This is a genomic window from Streptomyces sp. ATLC9 (assembly GCF_057196705.1).
The window spans coordinates 1-14,460 of sequence record NZ_JBXUOY010000126.1; the positions used below are offsets into that span (position 1 = coordinate 1).

Consider the following 14,460-nt stretch of genomic DNA (forward strand, 5'->3'; position numbering starts at 1 on the left):
AAACCAGCTTGACTCTTCGGGGCGCCCCGGCGGCCAGGCGCGCGCCCACAGAAGAGACACGCTGGGGCGAGGGCCTCCGAATCGGCCGCTCGCCCCGCATCCCGCCGGGCACGGCGGCCGGCACCTCGCCGTCGGCGTCGAGCCGGTACACCACCTCGTCCAGCAGGGCCACCGGCAGGTCCTCGTCCGTCTCCGCCCGCCCCTCGGCCTCCCGGCGGCGCCGGCCGACGGCCCCCGACAGGTCCACGAAGGACTCGCAGACGCCGCGCACCGCGTGCGCCGGACACTCCTCGCGGGTCGGGGCCCACGCCTCCACCCGCAGGTCGGCGGTGTGCGGGACGTGGCGGTGCCCGCCGCGCCGCACGGCGCCCTCCGTACGTGCCATGGCCCCGCCTCCTCGGCCCCCGTCCGGTCTTCCGCCCGTTCCCATCGTCGCCCGGCGGACGGGCGTACGCGCGTCGCGGCGGGCCGCGGCCGGAGGTGTAATGGGAGGAAGAGCGCTACCGAACGATGGGAGCGGCCCGTGTCCCGCACCGACGCCCCCCGGTACGCCAGGCCGGATACGGTCCTCGGCCGCGACGCCGAGTGGGAGGCGCTCGCCGCCTTCGCCTCCGACCCCCGGCCCGGGCCCGGCCTCGGCGTGGTCTCGGGACGGCTGCGGCAGGGCAAGACGCATCTGCTGCGGGCGCTCACCGAGGCCGCGGGCGGTTTCTGGTTCGGCGCGCAGGAGGCGGTGCGCTCGGAGTCCCTGCGCATGCTGGGCGAGCGGATCGCCGAGTACGCCGGCGCGCCCGCGCGGGGCCGCCCGCGCGACTGGGAGACGGCCGTGGACGCCCTGCTGGGGCTGGGGGAGGGCGGGCCGCTGCCGGTCGTGGTCGACGAGTTCCCCCGTCTGGTGCGGCAGAGCCCGTCGCTGCCGTCCGTGATCTGCGCCGCCCGGCCCCCCCGCCCCCCCCCCCCCCCCCCCCCCCCCCGCGCCCGCGCAGGGCGGGGAGGGCGGCGGGGCCCGGCCCCGGCTGCTGCTGTGCGGCAGCGACCTGCCGGTGATGCGCCGGCTGTTCAGCGGTCCCTCGCCGCTGCACGGGCTGGCGGACCTGGAGATGGAGGTGCGCCCGCCGGATTTCCGGCAGGCCGCGCGCATGTGGGACCTGGACGACCCCCGCACGGCGTTCCTGGTGCACGCTGTCGTGGGCGGCACACCCGCCTACCGGTACGACCACGCCCGCGGTGACGTCCCCCGCGGGCCGGAGGACTTCGACGCCTGGGTGCGCCGTACGGTCCTCGATCCGGCAGTGCCCCTGTACCGCGAGGCGCGGCTGCTGGTGCTGGAGACTGTGCTGGAGGAGACCGGCCACCTCGACCGCGCCCTGTGCCACTCCGTGCTCGCGGCCGTCGCCTCGGGTCACTCCACGCCCGGCGGGATCGCCGAGCGCGTGGAGGTCCCGCTGCCCGACGTCTCCCGCGGCCTGGAACTGCTGCACGGGAGCGGCCTGCTCGACGCCTCCCCCGACGCCCTGCGCCCGAACGTCACCCGGCTGCGGATCGCCGAGCCGCTGCTCGCCTTCGAGTACGGGGTCGTCCGGCCGCGGCGCCCGTCGGCCGAGCGGGGGGACGCCGCCACGCTGTGGCGCCGGGCGCGCCCCGCCTTCGAGGCGGAGGTGGCGGCGCCGCACTTCGCCCAGGTGTGCCGGGACTGGGCGGTGGAGTACGCAGGCCCCGGCGTCTTCGGGGACACGCCCGCCACGGCGCTCCACGGCTCCCCGGCCCACCCTCCGCCGGACGCCGTACCCGCCGCCGAGGTGGTGGTGCGGGGACCGGCCGGGGAGCGCCCCGGCGCGCTGCTGTCGGTCGGGCTGGCCCGCTGGGACGAGATGCTGGACGTGACCCACCTGGAGCTGCTGCGCCGGCTGGTCGCCCACCTCGCCGCCCACGGCGAGGACACCGCGCGCACCCGTCCCGCCTGCTACTCCGGCGCCGGCTTCACCCCCGCCCTGCGCGCGGCGGAGGCGGACGGCGAGGTGCTGCTCGTCGGCCTCGACCGGCTGTACGGGGGAAGGCGGGGGGACGCCTCCGGCGGCTCGTAGGCCGGTGGACCGGACGCCTGAGCCGCCGGACGCCCCGGCGGCTCAGGCGCCGTCGCCGGGTTTGCGGAAGACCAGCAGATACCGCCAGAACAGCAGTCTGCGCAGGGTCGATCCGGGCAGCAGTACGGCCGCCTCCCGCCGTATCTCCTCCAGCGTCGCCTCCGGTCGCCTCACCGGCGCTCCGGCGGACCGCGAGCCGGGCCGCCGCGTTGACGGGCACGGCGGCCAGGCTCCAGGCCCGGTCGGCCGGGGAGGTCTCCCGGTAGCAGCCCAGCACGGCCAGGACACCGCCGGGCGCCAGCGCGTCCCGCAGCGCGGCGACGGTGCCGAACGGCATGTGGTGGAGGGCGGCCAGGCAGGAGACGAAGTCGTAGTGCTCGGAGGGAAGTTCGGCGCGGGTGGCGTCCGCCCGGTGGAAGCGCGGCCGGTGCCGGGGTGGCAGGCCCGCCGACGCCGCGCGGGCGGTTTCGATCATCTCGGCCGACGCGTCGATCCCGTCCACCCCGATCCCCTGCCGCGCGAGCAGCCGGGCGAAGCGCCCGGTTCCGCAGCCGATGTCGAGGGCGGTACGGCAACCGCGGGGCACCCGGCGCAGCAGCAGCCGGTGGTAGTGGTCGTTGTGGTCGAAGGGCACGGCGCCGACGATGCCACGGCGCCCGGTGGTACCACGGCATGAATGATCGTTTTCGGCGTTCCCTGGTGGATTTCTGTCGAATTCCTGTCGAATGTGTCTCGGGTCGGTTGCGGCCGGGGAACGCACGAACGGCGGGCTGGGAGCGCTCCCGGTTCGATCCCCCACACCCCCTCACACCCGAAAGCGAAGTGTCCGCGATGAATTGTCATGATCGCGTCTTGGGTGGCCGCTGGGCGGCCCGCCTCCTCGCCGTGCTGGCCGCCGTGCTGCTCGGCATGCTCCCGTGGGCCGGGACCGCCTCCGCCCACGGCTCGGTCATCGACCCCGCCTCCCGCAACTACGGCTGCTGGCTGCGCTGGGGCAGCGACTTCCAGAACCCGGCCATGCAGCAGCAGGACCCGATGTGCTGGCAGGCGTGGCAGACCGACACCAACGCCATGTGGAACTGGAACGGCCTGTACCGCGACAACGCCGGCGGCAACCACCGGGCGTTCGTCCCCGACGGGCAGCTGTGCAGCGCCGGGCACACGAGCGACGGCCGCTACCGCGCGATGGACGTCCCCGGTAACTGGAAGAAGACCCGCGTCGGCCGCGACTTCACCGTGCACCTGCGCGACCAGGCCCGGCACGGCGCCGACTACCTGCAGATCTACGTCACCCGCCAGGGCTTCGACCCCACCAGCGAGCGGCTGGGCTGGGGCGATCTGGAGCTGATCGAGACGACCGGCAGGTACGCCCCCGCCTCGGACATCAGGGTGGACGTCAGCGCCCCCGGCCGCGGCGGGCACCACATCGTCTACACGATCTGGAAGGCCTCGCACGCCGACCAGGTCCACTGCATCTGCGGTGACGTGGACTTCGGCTGAGCCGCGACCGGTCGCCGCACGGCCGGCGGGCGTACCCGTACGCCCGCCGGCCGTGCGGTGTGCGGGTGCGGTGCGTGACCGGTGCTGAACGGTTCCGGGTGCGTACGGACTGAAAAGGCCGGAACGGAACGGCCCGTTCGGCTTTCCCCGTCAACCGTGAGCAGTGCTGTACCCGCCGTTCCGGGGCGTACTGAGGTGGCGGTTCGAATGATCGAACGGAACTGGCCGGAATTCTCCGAATCGACTGGTTACACAGCGTCGCCCGTGTGCTACATTGGGTTGGCGTGACACGGACCGAGGGGAGTCCTGTATGCAGTGGAAGGATGTGCGCGCGGGGGCGCTCAGTGTTTTAGACCCGACTGGTAAAGCACTTCCCGCTCAGGCCGATGCCCCGCCGTGCGGCACCTTTTCGCAGAGGGTCGACGAGCTGAACCAGACACTGGAAGGCGCTTCGGAAAATCCGGCTGATTCCGGTGACTCCGCCTCGATATCGGAGATCAGGGACAAGCTTTCCACCCTGCGTTTCCTGGCGGTCGCCGGCAGCTTCGCCTCCGCCGCCATGTCCGCGGTGCTGGCGGCCGTGGCCCTTGCCGTCGGGACTCTGTGGCCGGTCACCATCATCGCCGGCCTCTCGGCGATCGCCATGATGACGATCATCGCCTTCTTCCTCGCGTTGCGGCTCTCGCTCTCCTACCGAAGGAAGCGGCTTCTGGCGTCCTACCGCGACGAAGTGCGCAAACTGGCCGCCCTGCAGGTGGACCGGATCGCTGCGGACCTGCTGGTCCGCCGCAGTGCCGAGGACCCCCGGCTGGCCCACGCCTTCCTCGTGAAGATCCTGACGGAGTACGAGCAGGCCGCGGACCGCCGGGGGAGCGAACCCGACGATCCGGCCCACGCCTCCGCCGCGGCGCGGCAACTGATGAGGTTCGCCGAGGCCGGGCACCCGGTCGTACAGACTCTCAACCTGATCGCAGCAGATTTCCGGGAGAAAAGCGCTTGATGTCCCGAGCGGCCGAGGAAATTCGGCCAGAAGCACTGGTGGACCGACTGATCGAACTCGCGAAGAACCTGGAAGTCACCAACGAGGAAAAGCTGCGGAACGCTCTCCAGGCGCTCAATGCGGACGCGAAGGCCAAGCGCCACGAGGCATCCATGAGGACTCTCGCAAATTTCTTCGGACAGCTATTCGGGGCGGGTCTGGCGTGCGGATTTCTCTGGCTTGCTTATCAGATGATCCTGAGGGGTGAATCGGGCTACGCCGTCCTGCTCACCGGCTTGCCGGCCAGCTCCATGGCGGCGATCTTCGTCATACGCAAGATGCCGGACGCGAAGGCACTCGGGGTCCTGGCCCGCCAGACCCAGGCGATGGCCGCCAACACGCCGATGGTGCCCGGGCAAGCGGGCCCGCCCGCGGAGGCGCCTGCGGAGGCGCAGCCGCCTGCCGGGGGCGCGGCCATCTGAGGTGATGCGCCTCACCTCGTGACACGCTCCCCGTATCCGCACCCGGACCGTCGCCCGGCGCGGTCCGACGCCCGCGGCCCGGTGTCAGGCGTCCGGGGCACCGGGCGCCTCCGGAGTGCGCAGGACGAGGACAGCCAGGTCGTCGTGACCGTCGCTGGTGTGATTGTCGGCCAGAACCCGGCACAGCTTCTCCGGCGGCTCCCCGGCGTGGGCGGCGGCGATCTCGGCGAGCTCCTCCATGCACACGTCCAGGGGGCGCGAGGGGTGCTCCACCAGACCGTCCGTGAAGAAGACCACCGTGGTTCCGCCCGGCAGGGGGCGGGTGTGGTCGGGGCGGGGCTGCCGGGTGTCCACGCCGAGCGGCACACCGGGATCGGCGTGCAGATAGGCCGTCCTGCGGTCCGGTGTGATCACCAGCGGCGGCAGATGGCCCGCGCTGCTCCAGTGCAGGCACCAGCCGTCCCCCTCCGGCTCGATACGGGCCAGGCAGGCGGTGGTGACGGGGTTCTCGGTGATCGCGTGGAGGGTGCGGTCGAGCTGGGAGAGGACCAGGCTCGGCGGGGTGCGCCGGTCGTACAGCAGGGCGCGGAGCATGTTGCGGGTCTGGGCCATGGAGGCCGCGGCCTTCAGGTCGTGCCCGACGACGTCCCCGATGACGGCCGCGCAGGAGCGGTCCGGCAGCAGGATGACGTCGTACCAGTCGCCGCCGAGCTGTCCGGGGGCCGTCGCGGGCCGGTATACGGCCGAACCGCCGAACGGGTGGAGGTCGGGGAGCCGGGGCAGCAGCAGACGCTGGAAGTTCTCGGCGCCGGAACGCACCTGCTCGAACAGCCGGGCGTTCTCGATCGCCACGCCCGCGGCGCCCGCCAGCGCGACGACGATGTTCTCGTCCTGGGCGTCGAAGGGGAGACCGTCGCGCCGGTCGGTCAGGTACAGGTCGCCGTAGATCTCGCCCCGCACGCCGATCGCCACGCCGAGCAGGGTGCGCATCGGCGGGTGCCCGGGCGGGAAGCCGGAGGAGTGGGGGTGGGAGCCGATGCGCCCCACCCGCAGCGGTTCGGGGTTGTGGATCAGGTGCCCGAGCAGACCGTGGCCCCGGGGGAGTTCCACGCCGGCGAGCGCGGCCTCCTCCTTCTCGTCCAGCCCGACGGGGACGAACTGCTCCAGTCTCCCGCCGCTCTCGTCCAGTACGCCGAGTGCGCCGTAGCGGGCGTCGACCAGTTCCATCGCGGTGGTGACGATGCGGCGCAGCACCACGGGCAGCTCCAGCTCGCTGCTGATGGCCAGCACGGCGTCGAGCAGGCTCTGCAGCCGGTGCTGGGCGCGGGTCAGCGACTGGATCTGCTCGGCGAACTCGGAGTTCTCGGTGGCCCGGCCGGGACCGGCCTCCGGGACGGCGCCGGACCGCCGCCCGTGCCGCCGTGCTCCCTGACCCTGCTCCACCAGGTCTCCTCGTCGCCGTGGACCGGGCACGCCACCCGGTGTGGGCCTCCGCCCGGGGAGAGCGCCGGTTTCCTCTCCGGTGGCACCCCACAAGGCATATGCTAGGACCCTTTTGTCCGAGGAGTGAGATTCGGTGGCCCGGTGCCGGGGATGCCTTCCGGGGGGTGGCTGGGTAGCATGCGGCCATCGCCGTTACCGGCCAGTAGGTTTCCGCTCGGGAAGGCCGCGAGCGGGCACGGCCGGTTCCACCCCCGCCCGAAGGAGCAGCCATGCCCGCGCTCGACCGCCAAGGCGACGTCTTCGTCCTCGATCTCGGGGACGGCGAGAACCGCTTCCACCCCGACTGGCTCGCCTCCGTCAGCGCCCTGCTGGACGAGGTGGAGAAGGCCGAGGGGCCGCGCGCCCTGGTCACCGCGGCGACCGGCAAGTTCTTCTCCAACGGCCTCGACCTCGAATGGCTGCTGGCCAACACCGGCAAGGCCGCCGAGTACGCCGCGAGCGTCCAGGACCTCTTCGCCCGGGTGCTGACCCTGCCGCTGATCACCGTGGCCGCCCTCCAGGGCCACACCTTCGCCGCCGGCGCGATGCTCTCCCTGGCCCACGACTTCCGTGTGATGCGCGCCGACCGGGGTTTCTGGTGCCTGCCCGAGGCCGACATCCACATCCCCTTCACTCCCGGGATGTCCGCCCTCATCCAGGCCCGGCTGACCCCGCAGACGGCTCACGAGTGCATGACCACCGCACGCCGCTACGGCGGGCAGGACGCGCTGGCCGCCGGGATCGTCGACCGCGCGGTGGAGGAGGACGCCGTCCGGTCCACCGCGGTCGAGATCGCCGCCTCCCTGACCGCCAAGGCGAGCCCCACTCTGGGCACCATCAAGTCCCGGATGTACGGCCCGGCCGTCGCGGAGCTGCGTGCCGAGGAGATCCCGCTCAGCCTGGGCGGCTGAGCGGGCGACCGGTCGATCGGCTGGGCGGCCGTTCAGCCGCTTCAGCCGAAGACCGGGACCGGGCCCCGGTCCCGTGCGGCCGGGCGCGCAGACCCGCCCGCAGCCGCTCGCCCCGGGCGCGCACCTCGGCCGCCGCCGGGCCGGCGCCCCCGGGCAGTGGACCGTCTCCGGCAGCCCGGACGTCAGCGCCGGCACGAGCTGCCCCGGGCTCCAGCCAGACGGAGGCCGGACCGGCCAGGTCAGCGCACTCGGCTGCCGAGAGCGTCATACGCGGATCGGCCCGCCCGAGCGCGGCCGGCACCTCGTACGCCTCCGCCCGCCGGGACGGCCGTACGTCCTCGGTCTCCTCGACCGGCTCCGGTTCCGGCGCGTCCGACGGCTCCGGGGCCTCGCCGGGCAGTACGCCTCCCCGCAGGAACGCTCCCCACCAGGCGTCGTCCCGCGCCGTCCGCGAGAAGTACGTGCGGTACACCCGCTGAGTGCGGCCCTCGCCCACGGTCTCGCGCACCCGCCGCGCCGTCCGGCAGCCGGTCGATGTGGGCGGCCACCGACGCCTCGCGGGGCGGCAGATGTTCGAAGTCACCGCGCCTGGCGGGGGAGTTGTCCGGGCGCGGAGCGTTTTCCGTAGCCGGGAGCCGCCATCGGAGGGGCGTACGGGCGCACGTCGGCGCTAGTGTCGCGTCGGTCAGGGTTCACCCCGCTCGCCGCCCTGGCACGCACGCTCGCCGCGTTGGCCGAAAGCCCGGGTGGGACAACTACGTGCGGCTTCCGGCCGCCTGGCGATCGCACGCACCGGGGCGCCTCGCCACCGGGCAGACCCTGGCTGACGCGGCACTAGTGTTGGCCATAGCCGTGGGGTCGAGGTCCGTTCGATCCGGATGGTCAGACCCTCGCCCGGTGCTGGCCCACCGGCGGGGGACGTTCTCTTGTCGTCCCGCACGCCACACCGCCGACGCGGTGTGTGGCGACCCGGTCGCTCGGAGTGGAAAACCGCAGGGTGGGAGGGTGGGAGGAGACCTCCCACCCATTCCTTGGAGAAGGCGCTCGAATCCCGGATCCCGACCCCCCCGGCGCCCGAGCTCCGGGCCGGATTCCGGCCCTCCGGAGCGGTCGGCGCACCGCCCGGGCGGCCTCACGGCGCCGGCCGCAGACCCCACGTCTGAAGGGCGTAGGGCCGCCCCTTCTCCTCCCCCTCGATCAGCGGCATGTCGAGCCGGCCGAAGCCCGCCCTGGCGGCCGCGGCGACGCTGGCGGCGTTCTCCGCCTCCAGCTTCAGGATCACCCGCTCCGCGCCCAGTCGCTCGAAGGCGTACGCGGCCATCACCCGCACCGCCCGCGCGGCCAGCCTCCGGCCGCGGTGCGCCGGGCCGACCGCGTAGCCGAGCTCCGTGCCCTCGGGGGCGCGCCGCAGCATCACCTCGCCGAGCGGCGCGCGGCCATCGGTCGTGATCGCGAGCAGGACGGCCACGCCGTCCGCCCGCAGTCGCCGGGCCCGGCCGAGCCGCGCGCGGGCGGCCGCCTCGTCGAAGGGGGAGACGATCGGCGTCCAGTAGGCGATGTCCGGGTGGTCGAACAGATCCGGCATCGCGGCCACGTCCGCCTCCGTCCAGTCGCGCAGGACGAGCCCCTCCCCGGTGAGCTCGATCCGGTCGGGAAACGGCGGCATGCTGCTGCTCACGGTGAACCCCCCTGGCTCCGTAGGACGAGGCAGCATATCCGTGGCCACTGACATGAGTTCGTGGATTTTTTCCGCCTCCGGTACAGGCGGGCGGCCATCCGCGCCCGGGCGGGCCCGGGGCTCAGGGGCGCGCGAGGTAGGCGGCGAGGGCGTCGCGGCTGCGCGTCAGTTCGCCGATGCGTTCGTCCATCGCCGCCAACTCCCACTCCAGCGCGCTCCGCAGATCCGCGCACCAGTCGAAACCCGGCTCCGGGCCCCGGGCGCACGGCAGCACCGAGCGGATCACCTCGGTGGTCAGGCCCGCGTCCAGCAGGGCGCGGATCTGCCGCACGGTGAGCACCGCGTCCTCGTCGTACGCGCGGTAGCCGTTCGGGCCGCGCCCGGGAGTGAGCAGCCCCTGCTCCCCGTAGTACCGCAGCAGCCGCGTGCTGACCCCCGTGCGCCGGGACAGCTCCCCGATCAGCATGTGCCTTACTCCTCATCGCTGGAGCTGTACGGCCGGGCGCTGCCCGACGACCGGGTGCGGTCCCGTCTGCGGGTGGCGCTGGAGGGCGGGCCGCAGGACGTGTCGCTGACGGCCGTGGTGTACTCCCCGGCGGGTGAGTTCACGGCGGCGGACGCCGAGCCGGAGATGCTGGTCCGCACCGGACCGCCCGCCTCCGGGCCCGAAGGACCGCTGGTGCTGGCGGCGTTCGGGCACGAGCGCTTTCTGCCGTCGGTCAAGCTCGTCGGTGAGGCGGCCAAGACGTACCTGCTGCGCCGGGCCGCCGAGCAGGGCTTCGACGATGCCGCCTTCACCGACCGCCGGGGCCGGATCGGCGAGGCGACGATCTGGAACCTGGCCTTCTGGGACGGTTCGGCGGTGGTGTGGCCGGACGCCGACGTACTGACCGGGGTCACGATGGGCGTCCTGCGCCGGCGGCTCGGCCGCCTCGGCATCGCTCAGCGCGTCCGGGAGATCACCCTCGCCGACCTGCCGGGACTGGCCGGGGCCGTCGTCATGAACTCCTGGACGCCGGGGGTCGCCGTACACCGGATCGGCTCCGTGCCCCTGCCCACCGCCCCGGCCTTCACGGACCTGCTCCACCGCGCCTACCGGGCCGAACCGCCCGCCGCGCCGTGAGCGCCGGGCGGCCTGCCGTCGGGTCACGTGCGGGCGGCGTACGGGGAGGGGGGCGGGCGCACCGGCCGACGGTGTTCCCGACCCGGCGCGGGTCAGCGGGTGGGGGTCTCGGAGGCGAGGTCGCGCAGGGTGCGGTAGGCGGTGCGGATGAAGGTGCCGCGCAGGGCGGGGGAGCTGTTGGTCACCGCCGCCAGGCCGATGCGGGCGGCCGGGCAGAAGCCGGCGAAGGAGGTGAAGCCGCGGGTGCCGCCGGAGTGGAACAGCAGGTCGAAGTCGCCGCCGTCGCGGGCGGTGTGGGTGCGCGCCTTCCAGGCCAGGCACATCCGGTCGCCGCCGGGCGCGGTCGCCCGCGGGCGGGTGACGTCGTGGAGGGCGGTGCGCAGGATCTCGCCCGTCTCCGGCGGCGGGGAGAGCAGGACCTCCAGGTAGCGCCGCAGATCGCGGGCGCTGGAGCGCAGCGCGCCCGCGCCCGGCAGGCCCGGGATGCGCCAGGGCGGGCGGGGGCGGCCGTGCCAGTGGCCGGTGGCCTGGGGCAGTTCGGGATCGCAGGTGCTGTCGGCCAGGCCGAGCGGTGCGAGGACCCGGGTGGCGAGCGCCTCGCCGTACGGGGCGCCGGCCGTGTCCGACAGCAGCCGGCCCAGCAGCCCGACGCCGAAGTTGGAGTAGCGCACCCGCTGTCCGGGAGGGTGGCGCACCCGGGTCCGGGAGAGGGCGTGCAGCAGGTGGTCGGGGGTGAAGCCCTCGTAGGGGTTGGTGTAGAAGCGGGGCACGGCCTTCAGCAGCAGTCCCGGCGGCAGGATGGGCAGCCCGGCGGTGTGCGAGGCCAGATGGGCGAGGGTGATCCGGTCGCCGTAGCCCTCGGGGACGGCGGCCGCGGGGAGGCGTTCGGCGATCGGGTCGTCGTGACCCAGCTCGTCCCGCGCCACGGCCTCGGCCAGCAGCAGGGCGGTGAACGTCTTGGTCACGGAGCCGAGTTCGAAGCGGGTGGTGGCGGACGCGCCCCGGCACAGCAGCCTGGACTCGCCCGCCCGTACCGCCACGACCGCCACCGCGGGGCCGGGCGCGGCGGCGGCGACCGTCTCCAGGGGGAGGGAGAGCGCGGACTCGGGCTGTGCGGTGGGGGCGTCGTCGGTGGCTTCGGTGTCGGCGCCGGGTTCGGTCTCCGGTCCGGCGTCGGTGGCGGTGCCGGTTCCGGCGCCGGTTTCCGCGCCGGCGCCGGTGTCGGCGCCGGGGTCCCGTTCGGGTCCCGGGCGGGAGGCCGTGTCGGAGGACACCGGGCTCACCGCCGTGCGGCGCGGGAGAGCGCCAGGGTGCCGGCGACGGCCGCGACGACGGTGGGGTGGTGGTGGTCCCGGAAGCGCTGGGCGGCGTCCCCCTCGACCTCCTTGCCGTCCCGGGGCAGCAGCCCGTCCTCGTGCTGCACCGAGGCCAGTTCCTCCCACAGCACGGGATCGGCGTGGGGCTCGCGCAGGCAGCTTCCGACGATCAGCAGCTCGGTGACGAGGTCCCACTCCTGGACCTCCCGCCAGATGTCCAGCCACACCGGCAGCCAGAGCTGGAGGTACTCCTCCAGGCGCGGCGGCAGGTCGCCGGGGCGGGCGCCCCAGTCGGTGATGTGGAAGACGGTGTGCGTCACGCAGTAGGCCGTCATCCAGTCGATCACCCACGGCTCGGGGGTGTTGCCGAGCCAGGTGGCGTCGGTCAGCCGCTTCCAGTCGGCCTCGCGCGCCAGGCCCGTCAGGCGGGCGGCGTTGGCGACGGCGAGGCGGCGGTTGGGCACCTGCTCGACGGCGTCCATCGTGACCAGGCCGCCGAGGTGGTCCAGCAGGGCCTCCAGGCGCCGGTGGCGGTAGCCGGCGCGGACGAAGTGCGCGTACAGCTCCAGCGGGTCGACCATCATCATGTAGCGCAGCTGCCGCTCGTAGAGCATGTCGCCGCCGCGCAGCTCCCACCAGGCGAAGTCGAGCAGTTCGCGGGCGGTGCGCTCCTCGCTCGCGGAGGCCAGCCCCTCGCGAAGCACCAGGGAGGCCGCCAGGGCCGTCTCGCCCAGCGGCTTGTAGATGCTGTCGGGGTCGGCCATGTCGGAGGTGGTGCCGGGCGGCAGGGTGCCCAGCTCGCAGTGGCGGCGCAGCCAGCCGAGGGCGCGGGTGGCCACCAGGTGCGCCGAACGCCCCACGGGGGCGGGGGCCGCGGCGGTGGTGCGGGGCGTGCTCATGCGGTCGGTCCTCCCGGCCTCTGCGGCTGCGAACGGTCCAGCAGGCCGCGGGCGACGGCGGTGTCCAGCGCGGTGCGCCCGCCGCCTCCGCAGTGCAGTTCGAGGTGCCGCACCACGGCGGCCGTGTCGAGGTCGGGGCGCGCCCCGCGGTGCAGTGCGCAGGCGAGCCAGCGTGCCAGCCGGGCCGCGGTGGGGTAGTCGCGGCGCAGCATCGCGCGGGCGGTGCCCCGGCTCAGGTCGCGCAGCCGGGCCAGAGCGGTCTCGTGGACGGGGCCGTCGGTGTTCGGCAGGGCGAGCGGGGAGAGCCGCGCCATGCTCGAGGACAGCTCGCGCCAGGAGGAGCCGGTGTCGCCGGGGGGCGCCGGTGCGCGTACGCCCAGGGTGTCCTCGGGGGTGCCGGTGATGCCTGTGACGCCGGTGAGGGCGTGGTCGGGGGAGCCACCGCCGTACCGCGCGAGGAGCCGCACGGTCGTCCAGTCACGCCACGCGGCCTCGGGCGCGGCGTCGGGAGCGGGCGGAAAGATTCGCAGGGACTCGGCCACCGCCCGGGCGTCGCCGGGCCCGAAGGGCGATCCGGCCAGCAGGGCGGGGGCGAACACGTCGGGCCCCAGTACCCGTACGGCGGCCAGCGCGACCTTGGGGTCGGGGGCTTCGTCCACCTGTGAGGCCACCGCCACCGGATCCCCGGCGCCCCGCAGGGCGCCGAGGACACGGTCGGCCAGACTCTCCACCGCCGCGGCGTAGTCCGTGCGCGATGGGGCGTCCGGATTCGGCATCAGTGACCTACCTCTCTGACTCGGTATGTCATGTTATGCCGATTCTGTTTGTTTCCGTCGCATCATGCCGTTTCCTGTCGCATCCCGCTGTGGGGCGGTCGCGTCACTTCTCCCGCGGCTCCCTGGGGGAGAGCAGGAGCGCGAGCAGCAGAATCCCGATCGCCTCCGGCGCCCACACGGGCGCGTCGCTGACCGGGGCCTCGCGCGTGGCCATCAGATCGGCGACCAGGTCGCGCTCGGCCGGGACGGCGGGGGCAAGGGTGGTTCCCGTGGTGTGGGTGAGCATTCTGGGTCCTCCTCGGTGGGATGCCAGGTGGTGTCGCCGCCCGATATGGGCGACTTCACGGAAGATGTTACGAACACGCACTTGGATGCGCATATGCACTTTTGGTTCTTTTTGCGCTCTCCGATATCCCGTGCATGGGCGCCAAGAGGCGGCTGACCACGGAAGACGGCCCGGAAGCGCGCCGCGGGCGCGGGTTCGGAAGAGCGGTCGGGTATTCACCCGCACGGATTAGTTGGACGGTCCGCCGACCGGTGCGGCGCGAGCCGGCGCCGGCGTCCGGGCGCAACTCGCCGTGGTGGTGCGCGACGAGTGAACTGCCCCGCCCGGTCCTGTACGAGCCGGTCTCCAGCGGTGCTGAAGCCGGGCGCGGCAGCCTGGTGGCGATCGCGCCGCCGGCCCTCGGCGGCGCAGGCCGTCGTCGAAGGGAGTCGCCGTGTCTCAGGCGGTCCAGGCAGTCAGGAGCAAGGTCACCGGGGACCTCTACGCGGAGGTGCAGACGTTCTACGCGCGGCAGATGCGCCGCGTGGACGCCCTGGACATCGAGGGTTTCGCGGACACCTTCACCGAAGACGGCGTGGTGGTGCACGCAGGCGGTGAGCGGGCGCAGGGCCGCGAGCGGATGGTCGCGGGCATGCGGGCGAACCTGCCGCGCTACCGGGACATCGCCGTGCGGCACTGGTTCGACCACCTGCTGATCGAGACCGACCCCGCGGACGAGGACACCCTGCGGGTGTCGTACTACACGCTCGTCACCCAGACCGACCGGGAGGGCAAAGTCTCCTTCCAGCCGACCTTCACCGTCGACGACGTGCTGGTGCGGCGTGACGGCGAGCTGCTGACGCGGTCGCGGGTCATCCACCGCGACACCCCCGTGGAACTCCCCGCACCCTGAGGCGCCGGACAGTGCCCCGCACCACGGCGGTGGCCCCCCGAATCCCATCGGG

Annotated in this window: 17 protein-coding genes and 1 pseudogene; 7 read left to right on the forward strand and 11 right to left on the reverse strand. The window is 73.8% G+C overall.

Annotated features, from left to right (window positions below):
* On the reverse strand, window positions 1-385 hold a 385-nt coding region (locus AC2CJA_RS14780), incomplete at its 3' end, for an archease (protein ID WP_484603160.1).
* A 661-nt stretch (window positions 386-1,046) separates the two neighbouring features.
* On the opposite strand from AC2CJA_RS14780, the gene AC2CJA_RS14785 reads away from it, so the two are divergent.
* Complete coding sequence (locus tag AC2CJA_RS14785) at window positions 1,047-2,084, forward strand: AAA family ATPase (protein WP_484603161.1); 1,038 nt, start codon at window positions 1,047-1,049, stop codon at window positions 2,082-2,084.
* Between the two features lie 42 nt (window positions 2,085-2,126).
* Here the strand turns inward: AC2CJA_RS14785 and AC2CJA_RS14790 are convergent, their stop codons facing one another.
* Both AC2CJA_RS14790 and AC2CJA_RS14795 read right to left on the reverse strand, forming a co-directional pair.
* Complete coding sequence (locus tag AC2CJA_RS14790) at window positions 2,127-2,258, reverse strand: hypothetical protein (RefSeq protein ID WP_484603176.1); 132 nt, start codon at window positions 2,256-2,258, stop codon at window positions 2,127-2,129.
* A 148-nt stretch (window positions 2,259-2,406) separates the two neighbouring features.
* Window positions 2,407-2,883 (reverse strand): annotated as a pseudogene (locus tag AC2CJA_RS14795) (class I SAM-dependent methyltransferase); the annotation flags it as partial.
* Between the two features lie 32 nt (window positions 2,884-2,915).
* Here AC2CJA_RS14795 and AC2CJA_RS14800 point away from each other — a divergent pair.
* The 3 genes from AC2CJA_RS14800 (at window position 2,916) to AC2CJA_RS14810 (ending at window position 5,045) form a co-directional block, all read left to right on the forward strand.
* A complete protein-coding gene (locus tag AC2CJA_RS14800) occupies window positions 2,916-3,584 on the forward strand; it encodes a lytic polysaccharide monooxygenase auxiliary activity family 9 protein (protein WP_484603162.1) in 669 nt (222 codons plus the stop codon).
* A 310-nt stretch (window positions 3,585-3,894) separates the two neighbouring features.
* Window positions 3,895-4,584, forward strand: coding sequence for a hypothetical protein (locus AC2CJA_RS14805; protein ID WP_484603163.1), 690 nt, complete (start codon window positions 3,895-3,897; stop codon window positions 4,582-4,584).
* Window positions 4,585-4,622: 38 nt separating this feature from the next.
* Window positions 4,623-5,045 (forward strand): hypothetical protein, encoded by a 423-nt coding sequence (locus AC2CJA_RS14810; protein WP_484603164.1) that lies wholly within the window; start codon window positions 4,623-4,625, stop codon window positions 5,043-5,045.
* Window positions 5,046-5,129: 84 nt separating this feature from the next.
* On the opposite strand, the gene AC2CJA_RS14815 is transcribed toward AC2CJA_RS14810, so the two are convergent.
* A complete protein-coding gene (locus AC2CJA_RS14815; RefSeq protein ID WP_484603165.1) occupies window positions 5,130-6,488 on the reverse strand; it encodes a PP2C family protein-serine/threonine phosphatase in 1,359 nt (452 codons plus the stop codon).
* A gap of 269 nt (window positions 6,489-6,757) precedes the next feature.
* Here AC2CJA_RS14815 and AC2CJA_RS14820 point away from each other — a divergent pair, with 269 nt between their 5' ends.
* Window positions 6,758-7,438: an enoyl-CoA hydratase-related protein gene (locus AC2CJA_RS14820; RefSeq protein ID WP_484603166.1), complete on the forward strand. Its 681-nt coding sequence runs from the start codon at window positions 6,758-6,760 to the stop codon at window positions 7,436-7,438.
* Here AC2CJA_RS14820 and AC2CJA_RS14825 read toward each other — a convergent pair.
* The 3 genes from AC2CJA_RS14825 to AC2CJA_RS14835 all read right to left on the reverse strand — a co-directional run bounded on the left by AC2CJA_RS14825 (window position 7,422) and on the right by AC2CJA_RS14835 (window position 9,582).
* Window positions 7,422-7,946, reverse strand: coding sequence for a hypothetical protein (locus AC2CJA_RS14825; protein ID WP_484603167.1), 525 nt, complete (start codon window positions 7,944-7,946; stop codon window positions 7,422-7,424). The two genes, AC2CJA_RS14820 and AC2CJA_RS14825, sit on opposite strands and share 17 nt — an antisense overlap.
* 624 nt (window positions 7,947-8,570) lie before the next feature.
* Window positions 8,571-9,104 carry a GNAT family N-acetyltransferase gene (locus tag AC2CJA_RS14830; protein ID WP_484603175.1) on the reverse strand — a complete coding sequence of 178 codons (534 nt, stop codon included), beginning with the start codon at window positions 9,102-9,104 and terminating at the stop codon, window positions 8,571-8,573.
* Between the two features lie 133 nt (window positions 9,105-9,237).
* Window positions 9,238-9,582 (reverse strand): MerR family transcriptional regulator, encoded by a 345-nt coding sequence (locus tag AC2CJA_RS14835; protein ID WP_484603168.1) that lies wholly within the window; start codon window positions 9,580-9,582, stop codon window positions 9,238-9,240.
* On the opposite strand from AC2CJA_RS14835, the gene AC2CJA_RS14840 reads away from it, so the two are divergent.
* Window positions 9,583-10,239, forward strand: a complete 657-nt coding sequence (locus tag AC2CJA_RS14840; RefSeq protein WP_484603169.1) for an aminotransferase class IV — start codon at window positions 9,583-9,585, stop codon at window positions 10,237-10,239. It abuts the gene before it with no gap.
* A gap of 92 nt (window positions 10,240-10,331) precedes the next feature.
* Here the strand turns inward: AC2CJA_RS14840 and AC2CJA_RS14845 are convergent, their stop codons facing one another.
* From AC2CJA_RS14845 to AC2CJA_RS14860, 4 genes are all read right to left on the reverse strand, one after another.
* The gene (locus AC2CJA_RS14845; protein ID WP_484603170.1) at window positions 10,332-11,513 is read right to left on the reverse strand and encodes a serine hydrolase domain-containing protein; all 1,182 of its coding nucleotides are present in this window, start codon (window positions 11,511-11,513) and stop codon (window positions 10,332-10,334) included.
* Between the two features lie 5 nt (window positions 11,514-11,518).
* Entirely contained in the window at window positions 11,519-12,454 is a 936-nt protein-coding gene (locus tag AC2CJA_RS14850; RefSeq protein ID WP_484603171.1) for a DUF6895 family protein, read from the reverse strand.
* A complete protein-coding gene (locus tag AC2CJA_RS14855) occupies window positions 12,451-13,230 on the reverse strand; it encodes a hypothetical protein (protein WP_484603172.1) in 780 nt (259 codons plus the stop codon). Before AC2CJA_RS14855 ends, AC2CJA_RS14850 begins: the two co-directional genes overlap by 4 nt.
* A 103-nt stretch (window positions 13,231-13,333) precedes the next feature.
* Complete coding sequence (locus AC2CJA_RS14860; RefSeq protein WP_484603173.1) at window positions 13,334-13,516, reverse strand: hypothetical protein; 183 nt, start codon at window positions 13,514-13,516, stop codon at window positions 13,334-13,336.
* Window positions 13,517-13,949: 433 nt separating this feature from the next.
* Here AC2CJA_RS14860 and AC2CJA_RS14865 point away from each other — a divergent pair, with 433 nt between their 5' ends.
* Entirely contained in the window at window positions 13,950-14,408 is a 459-nt protein-coding gene (locus tag AC2CJA_RS14865; RefSeq protein WP_484603174.1) for a nuclear transport factor 2 family protein, read from the forward strand.
* Window positions 14,409-14,460 lie beyond the last annotated feature (52 nt).